Here is a 21,107-nt window from a genome sequence, read left to right as displayed (position 1 = left end):
CCATCCCGCTGGCCCTGGGCGGGGAGCGGCAGGCGATCCGCGAGGCCACCGTGGCCGCCGCCCTGGCCGCGCTGACCCGCATCGGTGCGGCGATGGGGGAGTGGGCGACCGGGGAGGGCGCCGCGGGGGAGCCGGGCGCCGGAGCGTGAGCGACGTCGCGTGCCGTCCGGGCCCGCCGCTCCTGGCCGCCCTCGGCGGGCGGGCGTAGGTTCGCTCCGATGAGCAGCGCATCCCCTCCCTCCCGGTCCACTCCGGACCCCTCCGCGCAGGACCCCTCCGCTCCGGTCATCTCCGCTTCGGACCCCCGCGCGGCCGCCGACGGCCGCGAGGAGGACCCCCACGCGCCCGCGGACGGCCGCCCGCCGCGCGTCGTGGGCCTCGTGGCCGACCCCGGCTACCCCTGGGCGCTCGTGTGCCGCATCGCGCGCGACTTCGAGCAGCGACTGCAGGCGCGCATGCCCGCGCCGCACGGCTGGCGCGTGGAGACCCGGCAGGAGTCGCTGCCCGTCGGCGCGGACGGCGGCATGGTGCTCGAGGAGCCCGTGCGCGCCCTGGCCGACGAGCACGGCTGGGACACGGTGATCGCCGTCGTCGACCTGCCCCGCTTCGAGGACGGGCGCGGCGTCGTCGCGGACGTCGTCCCCCAGCTGCGGCTCGGGGTGGTGTGCGTCCCGGCCCTCGGGGTGATCACCCCGGCCCGGCGCCTGCGCGAGACCGTGCTGCGCGTCGTCGAGCACCTGGACACCGTCCCGGAGGTGGACCCGCCGGACGGCGAGCTGGACGTGCAGTCCTCGGACCGCTCCGCCGAGGTCGAGGAGGACGGGGCCGCGGACACGGAGGAGCTGCGGGCGCTGACACCCCTGAACGGCACCGAGGCCGGGGTGAGCACCATCACCGGCATGGGCGGGGGCCGCCGCGAGGCCTCCACCGTGTACGTCAAGGGGCGGACCGGCACTTTGCGACTGCTCGCCGGGATGGTGATGGCGAACCGTCCGCTGCGCATGCCCCGGGACATGACGTTCACGATCGCCTCCGCGAGCGCCGCCGGCGCCTACGGCGTGTTCTTCGGCTCCATCTGGGTGCTCTCCAGCGTGATGTCCCCGTGGCGGCTCGCGGCCGTGACGGTCCTGTCCATCGTGCTGCTCGTGGGCTGGCTGATCGCCACCAACGGGCTCTGGACCAGTGGCACCCGGCACCGGCACAGCTCGCGGCTGGACAACCTCTCCACGGTGATCACCGTGGGGCTGGCCTGCACGCTGGTGTACGCGGTGCTCTTCGCCACCCTGTTCCTGGTGGCCGTGATGATCATCCCGGTGGAGTACCTCGGCGGCGAGCTGGAGCGCGCGAGCGACCTGGGCGACTACGCCAAGCTGGTGTGGCTGGCGGCCTCGATGGGCACCATGGCCGGCGCGGTCGGCTCGAGCCTGGACGACTCCGAGCGCATCCGCAACGCCACCTACTCCCTGCGCGAGCGGCACCGCCGGCGGGGGTGGAACGAGGCCCGGGAGGCCGCGGACGAGCCCGCCGCCGCGTCCCGGGAATGAACGACGCCGCCCCCGACGTTGAATGGAACGAGTCAAGAAGAGCGCCCCGCGGGATCAGGCCCGCGGCCCGGCCGTCTTCAGGAACAGCCCAGGAGAAGGCGATAGACATGATGCGACATCCCGTCCAGGCCCACGGCATCACGCGCTGGGTCGACGACCAGCCCCGCCCCCGCGCGACCACCCCTGACATCAAGGAGCGCAGCATGCCCCTCCTCCGCCACGAGATCGGCGACGTCCTGCGCGACGTGCGCCAGCTCCAGGGCCGCACCCTGCGCGAGGTCTCCCACGACGCCCGCGTCTCGCTCGGCTACCTCTCCGAGGTGGAGCGCGGCCAGAAGGAGGCCTCCTCCGAGTTGCTGGCCTCCATCTGCCAGGCCCTCGAGATCCCGCTGTCCTACCTCCTGCGCGAGGTCTCGGACCGGCTGGTGGACCAGGAGGGCATCCAGGTCCCGGACACCCTGCCCGACGACTTGACCGACGCCGCGGACCCGTCCCTGGGCACGCTGGCCGGCCGCTGAGCACCGACCCGCAGACCCCCGACCCGCACGGCGCGGGCGCCCCGCACCTGGGAGCGCCCGCGCCGTCCGCGCGTCCGGGCCCTGCGACACCACCGACGACACACCCCGATGACGAGTGAGGCCCCGCCCATGCGCGTGAGCGAGTTCCAGCGGCTGATGGACGAGGAGTTCGGCCCCGGCCGGGCCGGCCTCGTTGCCGACTCCCTGCACCTGCCCGGCCTGGACACCACCGCGACGGCGGCGCTCGCCGCCGGCGTGGACCCGCGGCGGGTCTGGCTCGCCGTCTGCGAGCTGCACGACATCCCCGAGGAGCGGCGGCTGGGCCGCGACGTGCCCCCGAAGCGGTGAGGGCGCCGGGGCGCGCCGGGGAGGCCGCGGCGCCTGCCCGGCGGTGGCGGCGGCTACAGTGACCTGCGGACTTTGGCGCGCGCCGCGCGTGAAGGACCCACGTCGCGCGTCCTCTCGACAGCGCGAGGACCCATGTCTCGTCCCACCCCTCGAGGAGGCCCTATGCCCACGCCCGGTTCGGATGAACCGGTCGCACGCCTGCTGGCGCGCGGCTCAGAGTACAGAGTGATCGTTCCCAATGCGGGTGAGGACTACATCCAGGGCATGGTGCTGGAGGGGACGGTGTACGAGTCCGCGATGCTGGAGAAGATGGCCGAGGCGCTCTCGCCGGGTGACGTGGTCGTCGACGTGGGGGCCAACGTGGGCAACCACACCCTGTTCCTCGCCTGCACGGTGGGGGCTCGGGTGATCGCCGTGGAGCCAGATGCACGGCTCGCAGACGCCGTCCGCCGCTCCGCCGCGCTCAACGGCGTCGAGGACGCCGTGGAGGTGCACGCCTGCGCGGCCGGCGCCGGCGAGGGCGAGGCCGTCCTGCGCGAGGGGGACCCGGCCAACCTCGGGACGCGGTCGATCGACCGGTCTCCGGAGGCCGAGGGCGACCGGGTGCCGGTGCGCACCGTGGACGAGATCGTCGGCTCGCGCCTCGTCGCGATGCTCAAGGTGGACGTCGAGGGATTCGAGGCGCACGTGCTCGACGGCGCCCGCCGCACGCTCCGGCGCAGCCAGCCCCTGCTGTGGATCGAGTGCCTCGACGAGCCCGCCTACGAGGCGGCGGTCGAGCGGCTCCGCCCCCTGGGCTACCGCGTGGCCGACGTGGAGAACTCCTCGCCGACCGTCCTCTTCGTCCCGCGATCCGCGGACGAGCGGCAGGAGGCGGGGATGGACGCGGTCATGCGCCGCATGTACGCCGAGCGCTCGACCGCGCTGGCCCTCCGGGAGCGGCTGCGGGCCGGTGACGGTGAGCCCGGCGAGGGCGAGGAGATGCGAGCCGACCTGGCGGAGGCGGAGGCGGACCGGGACGCGGCGCGCCGTCGAGTCGAGGAGCTGGAGGCGCTCGTCGCCCGGAACCGGGAGGACTTCCGCGTGCTCCGGGGGTTCGTGGCGGAGGCCGAGGACCGCATCTGGAACCAGCGGGACGCCCAATCCGAGCGGGAGGCGGCGCAGGAACGCCTGCAGGAGATGGAGGACGCCCTGGAACGCCTCGCGGTGGAGAAGGAGTCGGCCCTGCAGGCGGTCCAGCAGACGCGGGCCACGCTGCGTCACGTGCGGTCCTCGCGCACCTTCCAGGCGGGCAAGGCGCTGCGGGAGGCCCAGAGCCTGACCGGCGTGCGCCGCGCCGTGCCCCGACTCATCTCGATCATCCGCGCCGACAAGAAGGGTGGGCAGGCATGAGCCCCCGGATCCCCGCACCTGTGGTTCCCGAGGACGTCGCGTCGCGGCGCCGTGAGACCGAGCCGGTGCCCGTCCGCCGGCGGACCGGCCGGGCCGGGGGGCTCGTCGTGGCCTGCATCCTGGACGAGTTCTCCTTCACCTCCTTCGAGGGCGAGGCGGACCTGGTGCCGCTGACCATGGAGTACTGGCGCGCCGAGCTGACGGCGGCGCAGCCGGACCTGCTGCTCGTGGAGTCCGCGTGGCGCGGGCACCGCCAGACCTGGTGGAACACCGTCCATCGGTTCGGCCCCGAGCTGGAGGGCATCCTCCGGTGGTGCCGTGAGAGGGGTGTGCCCACCGCCTTCTGGAACAAGGAGGATCCGGTGCACTTCAACACGTTCCTCACCACGGCGGGCCACTTCGACGCGGTGTTCACCACGGACCTGGACTGCGTCCCGCGCTACAAGCTCGAGCTCGGGCACAGCAACGTGCACTTCCTGCCGTTCGCGGCCCAGCCGGTCCACTCCAATCCCGTGGAGGCCTTCGAGCGGGTGCAGGGGTGCGCCTTCGCCGGCGCCTACTACGCCCGCTACCCCGAACGGCTGGCGGATCTGCGGGAGCTCAGCTCGGAGCTCTCCGCGGATGGCCGGCGGTTCGACATCTACGACCGCAACCTGGGCCGGGGGAACGCCGACTACGCCTTCCCGGAGGAGTACGGGCGGTTCATCGTGGGCGGCGCGCTGACCCCGGACCTGCTGGACATCCCCTACAAGGGCTACACGGTCAACCTCAACCTGAACTCCGTGAAGCAGTCCCAGTCCATGTTCGCCCGCCGGGTGTTCGAGCTCCTGGCCTCCAACACGCTGGTAGTCAGCAACTTCTCCCGCGGGCTGCGGCTCATTTTCGGCGACCTCGTGGTGGCGACGGACTCGGGGACGCAGATGCGACGTCGGCTCGAGCAGATCGAGGCCCACTCCAACGGCAACGAGCGGATGCGCGCCATGGCGCTGCGCAAGGTCCTGCGGGAGCACACCTACGCCGAGCGGCTCTCCTTCGTGGCCCAGCACGCCGGGGTCACCCTGCCTCCGGCCGAGGTCGAGCGCCCGCTGCTGATCGTGCCGTCTGCACCGGGCCGCGATGAGGAGGCCGTCCGCGGCCTCCTGGCGTCCTGGACGCGGCAGTCCTGGACCGACTGGGTGCTCGCCGTCCTGGTGGAGGACGATGCGGACGCGGCGGCCGTCGAGGCCGCGGCTGACGACGACCGCGTGGTCGCCGTCCAGTCCGCCGACGGCCTTGCGGCGCTGGCGCGGTCGCGGGGATGCACCGCCCTCGGCACCCTGGAGCCCCAGGACTGGTACGGGCCGCACTACCTCGAGGACCTCGTGCTGACCCTGCGGTGGGCCGACGTGGACGCCGTCGGGCACCGGGAGCACTACGCGGTGCCGGAGGGCGGCGGCGCCCCGGTGCGCCGCGAGCCGCGCACCGCGTGGACCCCGTGCGACGGACTGCCCCTGCACCGGTCGCTGGTGCGCCTCGACCCGGCGGCGGAGGCCGCGGTGTCCGGCGTCCTCACCGAGGCGACGGCGCCTGCCGGCCTGGCCGTCTCCGCGCTCGAGTACTGCGCGGGCGGGGCGCATGCCCCGGCCGCCCTCCTGGAGCAGGTGTCGGCGCTGCCCCTCGACCAGGGGCTCGGACTGGACGAGATCCGTCGCCACGCCGACGCGCTGGTGTTCGAGGAGTCCTCCGACGACCTGCCCGTCCTCGACCTCGACATGCTGTTCGAGGGCATGACGACCTTCGACGCCATCACCATGACGTGGGAGGACGGCGAGGCGCGGCTGACCTCGCGGATGGAGGCGGGCCGTCACCGGTACTGGAACAACCAGCACGTCAGGCCGCTGGACGCGGAGCTCCTCGGCCGCACGGAGCCCCTCTACCTGGACGTCGGGGTCGGGCTCGACGTCATGCTGGTCGCGTACTGGCTCGACTCCGCGGGAGGACGCATCGGCCACGCGATGATCCCGGCGCGCCAGTTCGTGGAGGTGACCATTCCCGACGACGCCGTGGCGGTGCGCTGGGGACTGCGGGTGAGCGGGTCCGGCAGTGCGGTGATCCACCGTGTGGTGAACGGCCCCTTCGTGGCGCCGCCCGTCCCGCTGTTGGTGCGCAGCCCGGACGTGCTGGTGACGAACATCTACCCGTCCTACGGGAACCTGTACCGCAATGGGTTCGTGCACAGCCGCCTACGTCGCTACCTCGAGGCGGGGCGCCGGCTCGAGACCGTCACCCTGGGGACCGCTCATCAGCCGGAGTTCCGGGAGTTCGAGGACGTGGACGTGGCCGTGCTGCGGCCGGCTGACCTGTCCGCCACGCTCGCCACGGGGGAGGCGCGCTCGCTCACCGTGCACTGCCTCCTGCCGGAGACCTGGGACGTGCTGAAGACGGCTCCGTCGCTGCCCCCCACCACCGTGTGGATCCACGGGTTCGAGATCCAGCCCTGGTGGCGCCGGCGGTTCAACTACACCTCCGAGGAGGAGCTGGAGGCCGCCAAGGACCTGTCGGATACCCGTCTGACGATGTGGCGGGAGATCTTCGAGTCCTCTCCCGAGGACATGCACTTCGTCTTCGTCTCCCAGTGGTTCGCGGAGACGGTGTTCGAGGACGTCGGCGTGCGGCTGCCCGACCACCGCTGGAGCATCATCCACAACCCCATCGACCCGGACGTCTTCCCCTACCGGGAGAAGACCGCCCAGCACCGCCTTCGAGTCCTGTCCATCCGGCCGTACCACTCCCGCGTCTATGCGAACGACCTCTCCGTCGCCGCCGTCCTGGAACTGAAGGACGAGCCGTGGTTCGACGAGATGGAGTTCACGTTCCTGGGGGACGGTCCGCTGTTCGAGGAGACCCTCGCGCCCCTTCGTGGGCTGTCCAACGTCACGATCCGTCGTGGCTTCCTCACCCACGAGCAGATCGCCCGGGAGCATGCCGCCCACGGCGTGCTCCTGGTCCCGACCCGCAGTGACACCCAGGGGGTGAGCCGTGACGAGGCCATGTCCTCCGGGCTGGTCCCGGTGACTTCGGCGGTGGCCGCGGTGCCGGAGTTCGTGGACGAGGAATGCGCGTTCCTCGCCCCGGCGGAGGACCACCGAGAGCTGGCCGACGCGCTGCGGACGCTGCACCGGGACCCCGAGCGCTACATGCGGATGTCCCGCGCCGCGGCGCGACGGGTTCGCGCACAGTCCGGGGCTGACCACGTGGTCGCGGAGGAGATGGAAGCCTCCTTCCTCCGTGCTCGCCATCATGACCACAGCCTTCCAGAAGTGTGCAATAGCCGTGCGTGAGGCGGGATCCCATGTGTACCCCGCTACCGCCATCGGCAGTCTGCAGACGAAACACGCGATCAGTGGCAGGCCCGAGATCCGAGCAAGACGGGAAGACTATTACCCCAGGATCAGCTTTGCTAGCTTTGGCACTGCGCCCATCCGGGCTACCTACCTCGATTCTGCGCGCAATGACGCGGACCGGGAGCTGCTTTCTCGAGCATTCGATAGAACGGTTGTGTCGAGAATCGCGTCGACCGATCCCGACGTGGTCATCATTGACGCACTTGAGGAGCGGCGCCCACTTGCAGTCTTCCCGGACGGGGGAGTCGTTTCCGAATCGGCGGAGTTTCAGGCACTCGGAATAGATGCGTCACACTATCGACTTGTCAATCTAGATACGGAGGAATACTTCGATCTCTGGCAACGTGGATGGCGCGCTTTTGTAGAGGAAATCGAGGAGTTCGGACTTCAGAGCCGGCTCGTTGTGCATCGCGCATTCGTGCCACCGGCACCGGGCTCTCCGAGTGGCAACGGCTCAAATACAACAAACCGTCGAATGATGCGCCTTTACACGGAGATGGAAGGTGCAGGCGCTGCAGTGCGTCACTTCGAAGTGCCCGCGGGATCCCGCATTGCTCGAAGCCCAGGCGCTTCTGGTGTGGGATCTTTGGCACTGAACGAAGAAGCAAGCGGCTACGTGTGGGAAGCGGTCAAGAGTCACCTTCATCAATTGTGGGGGGCACCTCATCACCTCACTGCCGGGACCCCCGGCGACCTGGCCCTGCTGCACTCATCCGCTAGCCTTGACCCCCAGGCTCAAGTCGGAGAACAGCTGGAGGACATCTCCCCGAAGTCAGGGCGACCCATACTCCTCTGGGTCGACAACGACAGCTCCGGGGATGGCCGAGAAGCGAGCGTGCAGGTGACGTTGCGGCGCCCGGTGGAGCGCAACGGTGACCCGTCGATCCGCGTCGCCTGGAATCCGGGGCCGGCGGATACTGAAGATGACCGCATCGGGCTTCTGGCTGACTTGGCGTCTGTCCGCATCAGTTCTGATTGCGGGCCCGGTCGAGACTATGTGATCGTTGGCGGCGGCGCGGGGGGGCATGTTGCGCTTGCCATGGCCGCGGCAATGGAAGGGGTCATCGGTGTGTTCGTGTGGGGTTTGCCCACGCTCGCGTCTGATGGCCTGCGATCACTTGTCGATCGATCGGAGACTGCCGAGCAAGAGCGCACCCCTAAGGTGGTAATTCTTCAGAATGGAGAAGACCCTTCGGTACGCTCGCAACTCGCCGCCCTGTCTCTTGCAGGGATCGGCAGACAAGGCGGGCCCCTCGTCTATCACTTGGGTGACAATGTCGTGTTGCGTATCGCTACCTGGGGTGCGGTGCAATCGGACCTGCCTCCGCGAGTGTCATCGGGGGTGGCAGCGAGTTTCGGGATAGATGCCGACCTTGACGATGTGCTGAGTTGTCTGTCGCAGCACATCGACGGCGGAGCCTCCTGTCCTGAGCAGTCATTGAACGCTGATGCGCATGCTGAGGCCGAGGAGAGGCCCGTGTCGCATCCGTCCCAGGCCTTCGGGGTGGTTGAGGGTGACGGCTCAGGGCATAGAGCCGAGGGGACTGCCCCTCATCGGGACCTGGCGGGCATCGGCGTGTGGATGAGTTGCCTGAAGGATGAGGGCGATGGCATCAGCAGGCTCACATGGAGGGTCCAGACTGGACCTGGAGTGAAGCCGCCGAGCATCTTTTCACTGCGTCACCTTCGCGAGGGCGATCTTCTCTACCAGGTTGAGCGGGTGCAGTCCCCGCTGATCGTCCCGACGGCGAAGCCGGGAGAGTCGTGGGAGGTGGACTTCGCCGACCCCGGTTCGAAGAAGATCGTCACCGTGTCGGTGGACGACTCAGGCCGTGCCACATCGGTTAGGCTCACTCCACGGTCGGGCTTCCCGCAAGTGCGATCTCGAAATTAGTGCCAGACTGAAGTGACACATAGGGCTCTGCGTCCACTTCCCTTAAACATGAGCAATATATAAACGTATTGTGTGTCGCAAAATAGAGGAGGTGCCTCGTGTCTCAGCGGCGTCGAGATGTCAGTATGTTTGTGAGTAGCGGCCATCATATTTATGAGAACGCACGCGCATTTAACTCTCATAGGATTTCGCCAGGATTGTCCTCGTACTGGACTGGCCAAGGGTGGTTTGATTGGGCGTTTGAGGAGGCGTCATCGGATTGTGTCATGGTGACATTTTCTGCGGCCATGCCGGCGACGGGTCAGACTTATCCAATGTTTTCCGGCCTATCGATCGCGCGGGCGCTGGGCGTCGAGTGGCTTGGATTCTCCGATCCCTTCTATGGGATCTCGTCGGATTTTGGCACGTCGTGGCACCTTGGCACCGAGAAGATCAACGGGGCGTTGCTCATTCGCACGGTGCTGAACAAGCTCCTTGGTGAGAAGAAGAAGTTGATATTCTTTGGTGCATCCGCTGGCGGATATGCAGCTCTCTATTACAGCTACCTTTACCCGTCTTCTTCGGTCATGGTTCTGAATCCCCGGATCTCACTCACTCGTCCGCCGATCCGGTTCTCTAGGTATTCCTCGGTGGCGCACCCGGGGGCGGATCCGGAGAGCCTCGTCGCCAAGCTCGATCATGATATCTGCTCGCTTTATTCGGTTCCGGTTGGAAATCGAGTGATTTATATTCAGAACACCCAGGACCCCGAGTATCTCAATAATCATTACCTGCCGTTCCGTGAGGCGGTCGGAGATGGTGCTGGGGTGGAGTATGTGCTGGGGGACTTCGGGGAGGGGCACGTCGTTCCCAGTGTCGACATCTATCTCCCGCGTTTGCGTCAACTGCTGGTGCGTCCGGAGTGAGTCGGACTCGCTGAGATCGAACGCATGTTCGAATGGTCGTGTAGCCTCGTTCGTGCACAGCGCTAGGGGAAGGCCTCTGTCCACAGGATGGGTCGGCCCCGTTATCTCGTCCGGGCCCCGACGTAGAGTCCGGACTTGACCGAGGCGGGGGAGAGGACTCGCCCGGCAATCACGAAACGTAGGGGTGAAGGATGAGCAAGACTCCGGATCGCGAGAAGGCCCTCGAGGCAGCCCTCGCGCAGATCGACAAGCAGTTCGGCAAGGGCTCCGTCATGCGGCTGGGCGATCAGACCCAGATGCCGGTGGAGGTCATCCCCACAGGCTCGGTGGCCATGGACGTGGCGCTGGGCATCGGCGGCCTGCCCCGCGGCCGCGTCGTGGAGATCTACGGCCCGGAGTCCTCGGGCAAGACCACGCTGGCCCTGCACGCGGTGGCGAACGCGCAGCGCAACGGCGGCATCGCCGCGTTCATCGACGCCGAGCACGCGCTCGACCCGGTGTACGCGCGCAAGCTCGGCGTGGACACGGACGCGCTCCTCGTCAGCCAGCCGGACACCGGCGAGCAGGCACTGGAGATCATGGACATGCTTGTCTCCTCCGGCACCCTGGACATCGTCGTGATCGACTCCGTGGCCGCGCTGACCCCGCGCGCCGAGATCGAGGGCGAGATGGGCGACTCCCACGTGGGCCTACAGGCCCGCCTGATGTCGCAGGCGCTGCGCAAGATCACCGGCCGGCTGCACCAGACCAAGACTACGGCCATCTTCATCAACCAGCTGCGCGAGAAGATCGGCGTTTTCTTCGGCTCCCCGGAGACCACCACGGGCGGCAAGGCGCTGAAGTTCTACGCGTCTGTGCGCATCGACGTGCGCCGCATCGAGACCCTCAAGGAAGCCGGCAACCCCGTCGGCAACCGCACGCGCGTGAAGATCGTGAAGAACAAGATGGCCCCGCCCTTCAAGCAGGCCGAGTTCGACATCCTCTACGGCGTCGGCATCTCCCGCGAGGGCGGCCTGATCGACATGGGCGTCGAGGAGGGCATCGTGAAGAAGTCCGGCGCCTGGTTCACCTATGACGGGGACCAGCTGGGCCAGGGCAAGGAGAACGCCCGCCGGTTCCTCAAGGACAACCCGGACCTCGCCCAGGAGATCGAGGAGCGGATCCTCACGAAGCTCGGCATCGGCGTGGACCCGGAGGCTGAGGCGGACGAGGCCCCGGCCCTGACCGCGGTCCCGGGTGACACCGCGGCCGGATGATCCGAGCCCGCAGGGACGCCGGAGGCGGTGCCGCCCGCCGATCCGAGAGGGCCGGTCGGAGCGGCGCGGCCTCCGGCGCGTCTGCTTTCGACGACGCGCGCGACACCGACGCCGCCCGGATGTGGCTCGAGCTGGCGGGTGTGCCCGAGGCCGACGGGCCGGTCGAGGCGAGGAGCGCGGACGTGCTGCCCGCGGGCCCGCCAGAACTGGGCTCGCTCCTGGGCCGTGCGAGCGACCTGCCCAGTCCCGCACCCGGGGCCGCGGCGCGGGTGCTTCCGTGGTCGACGGCCGCGCGGCCCGAGCGAGGCGGACGCGGCCACCGAGGGGCCGAGTACGAGCCGCGGCGCGCGCGCCGCCGGGCCCCTAGGGTGGCCGACTCTGATGCCACGTCCAATCCCGAAGAGGCGAACGCCCGCGAGGGCGCTCCGCCGCGCCGTCGCCCGGGGCCCGCGCCCCTGCCGGCCGACCCGAGGGAGCGAGAGGAGGCCGCCCGCGAGGTCGTCCTGCGGCAGCTCGCCCTGGGGCCGCGCTCCCGCGGCCAGCTCGAGGCCAAACTCGCCGAACGCGAGGCCGAGCCCGAGCTCATCGCCCGGGTCCTGGACCGGTTCGAGGAGGTCCGGCTCGTGGACGACGCCGCCTTCGCCGAGGTCTGGGTCCGGAGCCGCCACCGGTCCAAGGGGCTGGCCCGGCGGGCCATCGGCCACGAGCTGCGGCAGAAGGGTGTGGATCGGGACGTCGCGGCCGAGGCGCTCGAGGCCATCGACGGGGAGGACGAGCGCGCCGCCGCCCTCGAACTCGTCCGACGCCGCCTGCGCGGCCGCCGGGTCCCGGCCGGGAACGACCCGGACGCGCGTGCTGAGCGGGACAAGGTGACTCGGCGCCTCGTCGGCATGCTGGGGCGCAAGGGGTACGGCGGTGGTCTTGCGTTCGCCGTCGTGAAGGAGGTGCTCCAGGAGCATGAATAGAACTCTGCACCTCGTCCACTCTTTAGGAGGGTGCCTGGTCGAACTGAGTCGCAGTGGACGCCCCGGTTTGATCGGTGACCGGAATCGGTCGGGCAGTGCCATTGCTTCTGGACGTTGGACTCCGCACGCAGGTTCGAGGTATTGCGTCCAGTCGTAGCCCGGGGGTTATTGTCGGCACGACCACGCAGAACCGGCGCATGAGCGCCTGTGGTTCTCCGTCGACGGGCCAAGGCAGGGTCAGGAATGGTCGCCCCTTGCGCGAGACGAAGTCCGACCCCACCCAAGGTTTGTCCCCTAGGGGCACTCGGGCCTTCCGCCGCCGACGAGTTGTCTTGAAGCGAGCTGGCTGCAGGTGCGGTGTCTGCGGAGTATCTGAAACGCTCCGAGCAATGTGCAAGGGGAACCGGGGTGCTTCCATCCATGGAGTCACACGCCGTTGACAGCTTCCACACGTTTTAACTTCTGTATCGTCGCTTCAATGAATGTGGCCATCTATGGATCCTGTGTCTCTCGAGACGTCCTCCGCGTCCACCCCGTGGCCCCGGTCGCGGCATACGCGGCGAGGTCATCCTGGGTCTCCGCCCTGACCCCACCCGTGGCGGAGCCGGACGCAGACATCGGACTTGCCTCGGACTTCCAGGCGCGCATGGTGCGGGACGACTTCGCATCCACCGCGTCCGCCGCACTCGACGCCGGGGATGCCCTGTTGCTCGATCTCACCGACGAGCGCTTCGGCGTGATCGAGTACGGGGGAGGCTTCATCACTCCGTCCAATGAGTTCCGCCGTTCGGCGTGGAACGACGTCGTGGTGGGGCGACGGATCCCCTTCGCCTCGGACGAGCACGTCGCCCTGTTCCGAGAACTGGCCCCCCGCATGAAGGAGAGGCTTCGCGGCCGACGCGCCTGGGTCCTGCGTGCACGCTTCGCCGACGTCACTGACACCGGCGAGTCCGTGCGCCGCTCCGACGGACGATCCGGTGACCAGTGGCAGGTCGCCTTCGCGCACTACTTCGCGGTGCTGGAAGAGCTGGGGCTGCCGATCCTCGACGTGCCGGACGAACTGGCCGTGGCCTCCAAGGACCACCTCTGGGGCGCAGCGGCCATGCACTATGCGGACCCGTTCTATGCCTGGGTCGCCGACCGGCTCCCCGATGCACCCACGATCGACTGATCGGCGGCGGGCCCCGCGCCCCGCCCGAGGTTCCTAGAATGGTGCGGTGACGTTGACGGACCCCACCCTCGAAGCCCCCGCCCCCCGGCAGACCTCCGCGCGCCCCCACGAGGGGCTGACGTACGAGGTCCGCACGTTCGGCTGCCAGATGAACGTGCACGACTCGGAGCGCATCTCCGGCCTCCTCGAGTCCACCGGCTACGCTCCCGCCCCGCAGGACGCCCAGGCGGACCTCGTGGTGTTCAACACGTGCGCCGTCCGCGAGAACGCGGACAACCGCCTCTACGGCAACCTCGGCAACCTGCGCTCGGTCAAGGACGCGCACCCCGGCATGCAGATCGCCGTCGGCGGGTGCCTCGCCCAGAAGGACCAGGCCACCATCCAGGCCAAGGCGCCCTGGGTGGACGTCGTCTTCGGCACCCACAACATCGGCTCCCTGCCGGTGCTGCTGGAGCGCTCGCGCCACAACGCGGAGGCCGAGATCGAGATCCTCGAGTCCCTCGAGGTGTTCCCCTCCACGCTGCCCACCAAGCGGGACTCCACCCACTCGGGCTGGGTGTCCATCTCCGTGGGCTGCAACAACACGTGCACCTTCTGCATCGTCCCGAGCCTGCGCGGCAAGGAGAAGGACCGCCGGCCGGGGGAGATCCTCGCCGAGGTCCAGGCCCTCGTGGACGCCGGCGCCGTGGAGGTCACCCTCCTGGGCCAGAACGTGAACACGTACGGCGTGGAGTTCGGGGACCGCGGCGCGTTCGCCAAGCTGCTGCGCGCATGCGGGCAGATCGAGGGCCTGGAGCGCGTGCGCTTCACCAGCCCGCACCCGGCCGCCTTCACGGACGACGTGATCGACGCGATGGCCGAGACCCCGAACGTCATGCCGCAGCTGCACATGCCCCTGCAGTCCGGCTCGGACACGGTGCTCAAGGCCATGCGCCGCTCGTACCGGTCCAAGCGGTTCCTCGGCATCCTCGAGAAGGTGCGCGAGCGGATCCCGCACGCGGCCATCACCACGGACATCATCGTCGGCTTCCCGGGGGAGACCGATGAGGACTTCCAGGACACGATGCGGGTGGTCGAGGCCTCGCGGTTCTCCTCCGCGTTCACGTTCCAGTACTCCATCCGCCCCGGCACTCCGGCCGGCGAGATGGCGGACCAGGTGCCGAAGGCCGTGGTGCAGGAGCGCTTCGAGCGCCTCGTCGCCCTCCAGGACCGCATCTCCGCGGAGGAGATGGCCACGCTCGTGGGCACCCGCCAGGAGCTGCTCGTCACCGCCGACTCCGGCACCAAGGCCGCCGAGCGCGGCCGCCTCTCCGGGCGTGCGCGGGACAACCGCCTCGTGCACTTCTCGGTCCCGGCCGGCGCGCCGACCCCGCGCCCCGGGGACTTCGTCACCGTCACCGTCACCGAGGCGCACCCGTTCTTCGCAGTCGCGGACCCCGCGCCCGAGGACTACTCGCTGCGCCGCTCGCGCGCCGGGGACGCCTGGGACCGCGCCCAGGCCGAGTCCTGCGGGGTGCCGACGCCGGGCGCCTCCGGCGGCGCCGGGGCCACGAGCCTCGGCATGCCCACGCTGCGTCCCCGGTCCTGATGCGCGCCGCCCGCCCGCCTGTCGTCGCCGTGGTCGGGGCGACGGCGACGGGCAAGTCCGCCCTCGCCGTCGCGCTGGCGCACGCCCTGGACGGGGAGGTCGTGAACGGGGACGCGCTGCAGTTCTACCGGGGCATGGACATCGGCACCGCCAAGGTGACGGAGGACGAGCGCGAGGGCGTGCCGCACCACCTGCTGGACGTGCTCGACGTCGGGCAGGAGGCCTCGGTGGCCGCCTTCCAGTCCGCGGCCCGCGGCGTGTTCGCGGACGTCCGCTCCCGGGGGCGGACCCCGATCCTCGTGGGCGGCTCCGGCCTGTACGTGCGGGCGGCGCTGGACGTGCTCGAGTTCCCGCCCACGGACCCGCTGGTCCGGGCCGCGGTGGAGGCTGAGCTGGCCGAGCGCGGGGAGGCGGCCCTGCGGGCCGAGCTGGCCGCCGTCGACCCGGAGTCCGCCGCCAAGGTGGCGGACGCGCGGCGCCTCGTCCGTGCCCTCGAGGTCCACCGGATCACGGGCCGGCCCTTCTCCGCGTTCATGCCGCGGCGCGAGCACGAGCCCTCCGTGGCGCCGGTGGTGCAGATCGGCCTGAGCCTGGAGCGCGCCGTGCTGCACGAGCGGATCGAGGCCCGGGTGGAGCGCATGCTCGCCGCCGGGCTGCTGGACGAGGTCCGCGCGCTGGACGTGCCCGGCCCGGACGGGCTGCGCCAGGGGCCCACGTCCGCCCGGGCCATCGGCTACGCGCAGATGCTCGCCATCCTGGACGGCACGCTCACGCCGGAGCAGGCCGCCGAGCAGACCGTCGTCGCCACCCGGCGCTTCGCCCGCCGGCAGGAGACGTGGTTCCGCGCCGACCCGCGCGTGCACTGGGTGGACGCACTCGCCCCGGACGTCGTCGCGCAGGCGCTGGCCGTGGTGGCTGGCTCCTAGACTGACCCCATGACCGAGAAGACCGCCGCCGCTGCGGCCCCGACGTCCGACGCCGCCCCCCGCGTGCCCTTCACGAAGGGCCACGGCACCGGCAACGACTTCGTGCTCCTGGCCGACCCGGACGGCAACGTCCACCTCGAGGCCGCCCAGGTGGCGGTGCTCGCGGACCGACACCGGGGGATCGGCGGGGACGGCGTGATCCGCGCCGTGCCCTCCCGCCACGTCGAGGAGGGCCGGGCCCTGCTCGCCGCGCACCCCGAGGCCGAGTGGTTCATGGACTACCGCAACGGGGACGGGTCGATCGCGGAGATGTGCGGCAACGGGGTGCGCGTGTTCGTGCACTTCCTCGCGGAGAAGGGGCTCGTGGACCTCGCCCCCGGCGAGTCCATCACCATCGGCACGCGGGCCGGCGTGAAGACGGTCAGCCGCCTCGCCCACGGCTACGCGATCGACATGGGCCCGTGGTCCTACCTCGATCCGGAGCTGGCCGAGGAGGCGGCCTCGGACGCGATGGTCCTCGCCGCCGGCCTGGCCGACCCCCGCCCGGCTCTGAGCGTCTCCATGGGCAACCCGCACACGGTGGTGCCGCTGGCCTCCTTCGAGGACCTCGAGGGGCTGGACCTCACCCGCGCCCCGGAGGTGGACCCGGCGCCGGCGCACGGCACCAACGTGGAGTTCGTGGCGGCGCACGAGCCCCTCGTTCGCGAGGGCGTGGGCCGGGTGCGCATGCGCGTGCACGAGCGCGGGGTGGGGGAGACCCAGTCCTGCGGCACGGGCGCGTGCGCCGTGGCGGTGGCCATGCGCGCGTGGTCCGGCGAGGGCGGCTCCGACTCGTGGCTCGTGGAGGTCCCCGGCGGCGTCCTCGGCGTGGACTTCGTCGCCCACCCGGACGGCACCGAGCACGTGGTGCTCGCCGGCCCGGCCGAGCTCGTCTTCGACGGCGAGCTCACCGTCTGAGCGTCAGCTCAGCTCGCCGAGCACCTCGTTGAGCGCCTCGGTGGCGGAGGGGCGCGTCCAGATCCCGTCGCGCAGCGCCGACGCCGTGACGTCCGCGCGCATGGCCAGGGCCACGAGGTTCACGAGCTCCTGCGCCTCCACGCAGTGCAGGCGGGCGCCGAGCACGAGGTCGGTGGCGGCGTCCACGACCACCTCGATGACGCCGTGCGCGTCCTCCTCGATCTTCGGGCGCGGCATGGCGGCGATCTTCGCCACGGGCTTGGAGGCGACCTTCACCTCGTGGCCGGCCTCGCGGGCCTGCTCCGCGGTCATGCCGACCGAGCCGAGCGGCGGCGTCGTGAAGACCGTGGTGGGCACGGCCACGCGGTCGGCGCGCGAGTACGCGCCGTCCCCGGCGAGCTGGCCGGTGACGATCCGGTGGTCGTCGAGGGAGATGTAGGTCTGCTGCGGCCCGCCGTTGACGTCGCCCACGGCCCACACGTCCGGCGCCGAGGTGCGCAGGTGCTCGTCGACGGCGATGAAGCTCTTCTCGTCCAGCTCGATGCCGGCGGCCGCCGGGTGCAGGGCCTCGGCGGTCGACGCGCGGCCCGTGGCCAGCACCACGATGTCCGCGGCGATCGGCTCGCCCTCCTCGAGGTCCACGCGCAGGCCGCCGTCGGCCTCGGCGAAGCCCGTGGCGGAGGCCCCGGTGGCCAGGCGCACGCCGCGGTCCTGCAGGGCCTCGACCAGGGAGTCGCGGACCGCGTCGGACTCGTCGGGCAGGATCTGCTCGCCGCGCACCAGGACGGTCACCTCGGCGCCGAAGCCGGCCAGCATGGAGGCCAGCTCCAGGCCTACGGGGCCGGAGCCGACGACGACGGCGCGGCGCGGCGCGCGGGTGCGGTCCATCTGCAGCTGCAGGGTCTCGGAGTCGTGCACGCCGGGCAGGTCCACGCCGGGCATCTCGGGGCGCAGGGGGGTGGTGCCGGTGTTGACGACCACGTGCCGGGCGCGGATGGTCAGGCGCTCGCCGTCGTCGTCGCCGTCCGCGGCCTCGGCGGGGCGGACCTCGACGGTGCGCTCGCCGGTGAAGCGGGCCTCGCCCTGGACGAGGGTGACGGCGTCCAGGTCCTCGAGCATGGCGCGGTTCGCGTCGCGGAGCTTAGAGGTGAGGGCGTCGCGGAAGTCCCAGGCGGAGGCGACGGCGGCGTCCGGGTCGTCCCCGGGGCGGACGGCGTCGGCGCGGTGGACGAGGGCCTTGGTGGGCACGCACGCCACGTTGATGCAGGTGCCGCCGACCATGCCGGCGTCGCGCTCCACGAGGGTGACCTTGCGGCCCTGGGAGCCGAGCGTCTTGGCGAGGGTCTTGCCGCCCTTGCCCCAGCCGATCACCAGGATGTCGGTCTCGAGCTCGGCGGTGCCGGCGGCGGTCGCGGTGTCCTTCACGGTGTTCAGGCTGCTCATGCCCTCGACACTATTCAGGACGGTCGGTTCAGGAGGACGATTCGGCCGCCCGCGAGATCCGCAGGATCCGGAAGCCCTTGACCGTGGCCGCCCGCGTCGCCGTGAACTCCCCGGGCACCTGCTCCTGGAGCATCCCTGCGATCCACGGCAGCAGCGAGTCCGCCCCGAGGTTCTTCTGCACCACGAGCCAGGCCTCGCCGCCGGGGGCCAGGCGCGGCAGCCACTGCGCGAGCAGGTCGTGCAGGGCGGCCTTGCCGATGCGGATCGGCGGGTTGGACCAGATCAGGTCGAACCGGGCGTCGTCCGGGACCTGCTCGGGGGTGAGGAAGCGCGCGTTCTGCGCCCCGACGGCGGCCGCGTTGTCGCGGGCCAGGGCCAGGGAGCGCTCGTTCACCTCGACGCCGGTCACCTCGGCCTCGGGGGAGGTCAGGGCCAGGGTGAGGGCGAGCGGGCCCCAGCCGGCGCCGACGTCGAGGAACGCGCCGCGCGCCGGGGGCGCGGGGACGGCCGAGAGCAGGGCCGCGGTGCCCTTGTCGATCCCGTCCGGGGAGAACACGCCGTTGGCGGTCTGCAGGGTGACGCGCCGCCCGGCGAGCTCGACGTCGACGCTGCGGCGCCGCTCGGGGGTGCCGGGGTCGGGGGAGAAGTAGTGCGCAGGCGAGGTCACGGCGACCATCGTAGTCAGGCGGCGCCGGCGGCCCGCAGGTCCGCAAGGATCGCCCGCACGGCGTCCCGGCCGGCGCGGTTGGCGCCCACGGTGGACTGGGACGGCCCGTAGCCGATGAGGAACAGGCGCGGCTCGTCGAGGGCGCGGCCGTGCGCCGCCCGGATGCCGCCGTCGGGCGTGCGCAGGCGCAGCGGGGCGAGGTGGCGGACGGCGGGGCGGAAGCCGGTGGCCCAGAGGATGACGTCGGCGCGCTCGAGGGAGCCGTCGGGCATGCGCACCCCGTCCGGCTCGATCCGCTCGAACATGGGGTGGCGCTCGAGCACCCCGCGGGCCTGCGCCTCGCGCACCCAGTCGGAGCGGAACATGCCGGTCGCGCTCACCACGGAGCGCGGGGCCAGGCCGAGGCGGGTGCGCTCGTCGACGCCCTCCACCGACTCGGCGAGGTGGCCCGGGTCCGGGTCGTCGATCCACTGCGGCTCGCGGCGGGTCACCCAGAGCGTGTCCGCCAGGCGCGAGACCTCGGCCAGGTGCTGGGTCGCGGAGACGCCCATGCCCACGACCACCACGCGCCGCCCGGCGAACTCCTTCGGGCCGCGGTAGTCGTGGGTGTGCAGCTGCCGGCCGCGGAACTCCCGCCGGCCCGGCACCGCCGGCCAGTGCGGTGAGGTCCACGTCCCGGTGGCGTTGACCAGGAACCCGCACGTCCACGTGCCCGCGTCGGTGTGCACCCGGAACCCCTCGGCGGCCCCGGGCTCGCCGATCCGCTCCACCCGCGACACGCGCACGGGGCGGTGCACGCGCAGGTCGAAGCGCTCCTCGTACTCGGCGAAGTAGGCGGGCAGCACCGCGTTGGCCCGCGCGGCCGGGTTCGCCGGCGGCACCGGGTGGCCGGGCAGCTCGTGGATGTGGTTGACCGAGCCCATCGTCAGGGTGTCCCAGCGGTGCAGCCACGCACCGCCGGGGCGGTCCTCGGCGTCGAGGACGGCGAACGTGCCCGGCGACCCCGCGGGGGCCGGTCTCGGGGCCTCACCGGGGCCGACGGGCTGGAAGCCGCGGCGGCGCAGGTGTTGGGCGGCGGAGAGCCCGGCCTGGCCGGCGCCGACCACGAGGACGGTGACGTGCCGGTCCGGGTGCGGGGTCATGCGGCCCAGCGTAGGCACGGCCGGCGCGTGTTCGCCCACGGGGGAGGGGTGTCGCCGGCGGCGGGCGGCCGCTAGGATGGTCCGCATGTTCCTGCTGTTCGCCTGATCGCCGCCGCCCGTCGAGCCACCGCTCCGGCCGCCGTCGATCGCTCCGCATCCCGCTCCGGTCCGCACCTCCGTGCGCCCGGATCCCGCCGACGCGAACAGGACACCCCCCCATGGACTACATCGTCCGCCCCTGCACACCCGAGGACGAGCCGTCGTGGCTGCGCTGCCGGGTCCTCGCCTTCCTCGACACCCAGAACCACGACGACGTCCACGCCGCCCACCCCGTCCCCGACCCCGACGTGGCCGACCCCGCGGACTCGCTCCAGTGGGTCGCCGTGGTGCGTGACGGGCCTGACGCCGGCACGGTCGCCGGGATCCTCGACGCCTCCGTGGGCGCCGCGGACGGCGACGACGCCGGGCTGGCCACGATCGACACCCTGGCCGTCCACCCGGACCACCGACGTCGGGGCCTGGCCGGCCGCCTGTTCGAGGCCGTCCTGGAGCGGCTGCCCGAGCGGGTCGGTCACGTGGACGCGTGGACGCGCGAGGACGAGGCGGCGAACGCCTGGTACCGCGCGCACGGCTTCGCCCGGGACCACGTGTACCTCTCAGGTCCACCTGGAGAGCTGGGTGGACGGCGACGACGTCGCGGCCCTGATCCGGACCCCGCCCGCCCTCTCGGCCCCCGTCAAGGGGCTCTTCCACGCCTCCCTCGAGGACGAGGCGTGGATCCGCGAACGCTTCCACCGGGTGGTCCGCGTGAGCCGGTACGTCCGCCCCGTGGGGATGACCGGCTAGCGCGTCCGCCCCACCCACTACCCTGAACTGACATCGGGACGCCCGAGCGAGGCGCCCCAGAGGAGACCATGACTGAAGAGAAGAACCCCACTCCCGCCGGCGGCTCCGAGGACGAGATCCAGGCCGTGATCGACCGCATCCTCGCGGCCGACGATGCCTGTC

General features: G+C 71.2%; 17 protein-coding genes. 14 read left to right on the top strand and 3 right to left on the bottom strand.

Annotated features, from left to right (window positions below; translation table 11 throughout):
- Positions 1–218: 218 nt before the first annotated feature.
- The 13 genes from NWP10_RS04710 to dapF all read left to right on the top strand — a co-directional run bounded on the left by NWP10_RS04710 (position 219) and on the right by dapF (position 16,847).
- On the top strand, positions 219–1,544 hold the full coding sequence (locus NWP10_RS04710; RefSeq protein ID WP_258300045.1) for a hypothetical protein: 1,326 nt from the start codon (positions 219–221) through the stop codon (positions 1,542–1,544).
- A 107-nt stretch (positions 1,545–1,651) separates the two neighbouring features.
- Positions 1,652–2,062 (top strand): helix-turn-helix domain-containing protein, encoded by a 411-nt coding sequence (locus tag NWP10_RS04705; RefSeq protein ID WP_184171766.1) that lies wholly within the window; start codon positions 1,652–1,654, stop codon positions 2,060–2,062.
- 129 nt (positions 2,063–2,191) lie between these two features.
- On the top strand, positions 2,192–2,410 hold the full coding sequence (locus tag NWP10_RS04700) for a DUF3046 domain-containing protein (RefSeq protein ID WP_017489564.1): 219 nt from the start codon (positions 2,192–2,194) through the stop codon (positions 2,408–2,410).
- A 225-nt stretch (positions 2,411–2,635) separates the two neighbouring features.
- On the top strand, positions 2,636–3,802 hold the full coding sequence (locus NWP10_RS04695; RefSeq protein ID WP_258300044.1) for an FkbM family methyltransferase: 1,167 nt from the start codon (positions 2,636–2,638) through the stop codon (positions 3,800–3,802).
- Complete coding sequence (locus tag NWP10_RS04690; RefSeq protein WP_258300043.1) at positions 3,799–7,122, top strand: glycosyltransferase; 3,324 nt, start codon at positions 3,799–3,801, stop codon at positions 7,120–7,122. Before NWP10_RS04695 ends, NWP10_RS04690 begins: the two co-directional genes overlap by 4 nt.
- The gene (locus NWP10_RS04685) at positions 7,070–9,079 is read left to right on the top strand and encodes a DUF6270 domain-containing protein (RefSeq protein ID WP_258300042.1); all 2,010 of its coding nucleotides are present in this window, start codon (positions 7,070–7,072) and stop codon (positions 9,077–9,079) included. Before NWP10_RS04690 ends, NWP10_RS04685 begins: the two co-directional genes overlap by 53 nt.
- A gap of 266 nt (positions 9,080–9,345) precedes the next feature.
- Positions 9,346–9,984: a hypothetical protein gene (locus tag NWP10_RS04680; RefSeq protein ID WP_258300041.1), complete on the top strand. Its 639-nt coding sequence runs from the start codon at positions 9,346–9,348 to the stop codon at positions 9,982–9,984.
- A 191-nt stretch (positions 9,985–10,175) separates the two neighbouring features.
- On the top strand, positions 10,176–11,240 hold the full coding sequence (recA, locus tag NWP10_RS04675) for a recombinase RecA (RefSeq protein WP_258300040.1): 1,065 nt from the start codon (positions 10,176–10,178) through the stop codon (positions 11,238–11,240).
- Positions 11,241–11,608: 368 nt separating this feature from the next.
- Complete coding sequence (locus NWP10_RS04670; RefSeq protein ID WP_258300039.1) at positions 11,609–12,205, top strand: regulatory protein RecX; 597 nt, start codon at positions 11,609–11,611, stop codon at positions 12,203–12,205.
- A gap of 478 nt (positions 12,206–12,683) precedes the next feature.
- A complete protein-coding gene (locus NWP10_RS04665) occupies positions 12,684–13,376 on the top strand; it encodes a DUF6270 domain-containing protein (RefSeq protein ID WP_258300038.1) in 693 nt (230 codons plus the stop codon).
- A gap of 46 nt (positions 13,377–13,422) precedes the next feature.
- Positions 13,423–14,964, top strand: coding sequence for a tRNA (N6-isopentenyl adenosine(37)-C2)-methylthiotransferase MiaB (gene miaB, locus NWP10_RS04660; protein ID WP_258300036.1), 1,542 nt, complete (start codon positions 13,423–13,425; stop codon positions 14,962–14,964).
- Positions 14,964–15,890, top strand: coding sequence for a tRNA (adenosine(37)-N6)-dimethylallyltransferase MiaA (gene miaA, locus NWP10_RS04655; protein WP_258300035.1), 927 nt, complete (start codon positions 14,964–14,966; stop codon positions 15,888–15,890). The genes miaB and miaA overlap by 1 nt, the downstream gene beginning before the upstream one ends.
- A 9-nt stretch (positions 15,891–15,899) precedes the next feature.
- On the top strand, positions 15,900–16,847 hold the full coding sequence (gene dapF / locus NWP10_RS04650) for a diaminopimelate epimerase (RefSeq protein ID WP_017488745.1): 948 nt from the start codon (positions 15,900–15,902) through the stop codon (positions 16,845–16,847).
- A gap of 3 nt (positions 16,848–16,850) precedes the next feature.
- Here the strand turns inward: dapF and NWP10_RS04645 are convergent, their stop codons facing one another.
- From NWP10_RS04645 to NWP10_RS04635, 3 genes are read right to left on the bottom strand one after another with little or no spacing between them, the layout of a single operon-like run.
- Positions 16,851–18,290, bottom strand: a complete 1,440-nt coding sequence (locus NWP10_RS04645) for an NAD(P)/FAD-dependent oxidoreductase (RefSeq protein ID WP_258300034.1) — start codon at positions 18,288–18,290, stop codon at positions 16,851–16,853.
- Positions 18,291–18,318: 28 nt separating this feature from the next.
- Positions 18,319–18,966 carry a class I SAM-dependent methyltransferase gene (locus NWP10_RS04640; RefSeq protein ID WP_258300033.1) on the bottom strand — a complete coding sequence of 216 codons (648 nt, stop codon included), beginning with the start codon at positions 18,964–18,966 and terminating at the stop codon, positions 18,319–18,321.
- A gap of 5 nt (positions 18,967–18,971) precedes the next feature.
- A complete protein-coding gene (locus tag NWP10_RS04635; RefSeq protein ID WP_258300032.1) occupies positions 18,972–20,099 on the bottom strand; it encodes an NAD(P)/FAD-dependent oxidoreductase in 1,128 nt (375 codons plus the stop codon).
- A gap of 218 nt (positions 20,100–20,317) precedes the next feature.
- On the opposite strand from NWP10_RS04635, the gene NWP10_RS04630 reads away from it, so the two are divergent.
- Positions 20,318–20,971, top strand: coding sequence for an N-acetyltransferase (locus tag NWP10_RS04630; RefSeq protein ID WP_258300031.1), 654 nt, complete (start codon positions 20,318–20,320; stop codon positions 20,969–20,971).
- The last annotated feature ends 136 nt before the right edge of the window (positions 20,972–21,107 follow it).

This window comes from Micrococcus sp. HG099 (assembly GCF_024723355.1).
Lineage (GTDB): Bacteria > Actinomycetota > Actinomycetes > Actinomycetales > Micrococcaceae > Micrococcus > Micrococcus endophyticus.
This window is presented reverse-complemented; position numbering and strand designations above follow the sequence as displayed.

Coding starts and splice junctions, on each gene's coding strand:
- NWP10_RS04665 (WP_258300038.1), top strand. CDS start 12,684: ATGAATGTGGCCATCTATGGATCCTGTGTCTCTCGAGACGTCCTCCGC.
- NWP10_RS04700 (WP_017489564.1), top strand. CDS start 2,192: ATGCGCGTGAGCGAGTTCCAGCGGCTGATGGACGAGGAGTTCGGCCCC.
- dapF (WP_017488745.1), top strand. CDS start 15,900: ATGACCGAGAAGACCGCCGCCGCTGCGGCCCCGACGTCCGACGCCGCC.
- NWP10_RS04630 (WP_258300031.1), top strand. CDS start 20,318: ATGGACTACATCGTCCGCCCCTGCACACCCGAGGACGAGCCGTCGTGG.
- NWP10_RS04690 (WP_258300043.1), top strand. CDS start 3,799: ATGAGCCCCCGGATCCCCGCACCTGTGGTTCCCGAGGACGTCGCGTCG.
- NWP10_RS04705 (WP_184171766.1), top strand. CDS start 1,652: ATGATGCGACATCCCGTCCAGGCCCACGGCATCACGCGCTGGGTCGAC.
- NWP10_RS04645 (WP_258300034.1), bottom strand. CDS start 18,290: ATGAGCAGCCTGAACACCGTGAAGGACACCGCGACCGCCGCCGGCACC.
- NWP10_RS04640 (WP_258300033.1), bottom strand. CDS start 18,966: ATGGTCGCCGTGACCTCGCCTGCGCACTACTTCTCCCCCGACCCCGGC.
- recA (WP_258300040.1), top strand. CDS start 10,176: ATGAGCAAGACTCCGGATCGCGAGAAGGCCCTCGAGGCAGCCCTCGCG.
- NWP10_RS04710 (WP_258300045.1), top strand. CDS start 219: ATGAGCAGCGCATCCCCTCCCTCCCGGTCCACTCCGGACCCCTCCGCG.
- NWP10_RS04635 (WP_258300032.1), bottom strand. CDS start 20,099: ATGACCCCGCACCCGGACCGGCACGTCACCGTCCTCGTGGTCGGCGCC.
- miaA (WP_258300035.1), top strand. CDS start 14,964: ATGCGCGCCGCCCGCCCGCCTGTCGTCGCCGTGGTCGGGGCGACGGCG.
- NWP10_RS04680 (WP_258300041.1), top strand. CDS start 9,346: ATGGTGACATTTTCTGCGGCCATGCCGGCGACGGGTCAGACTTATCCA.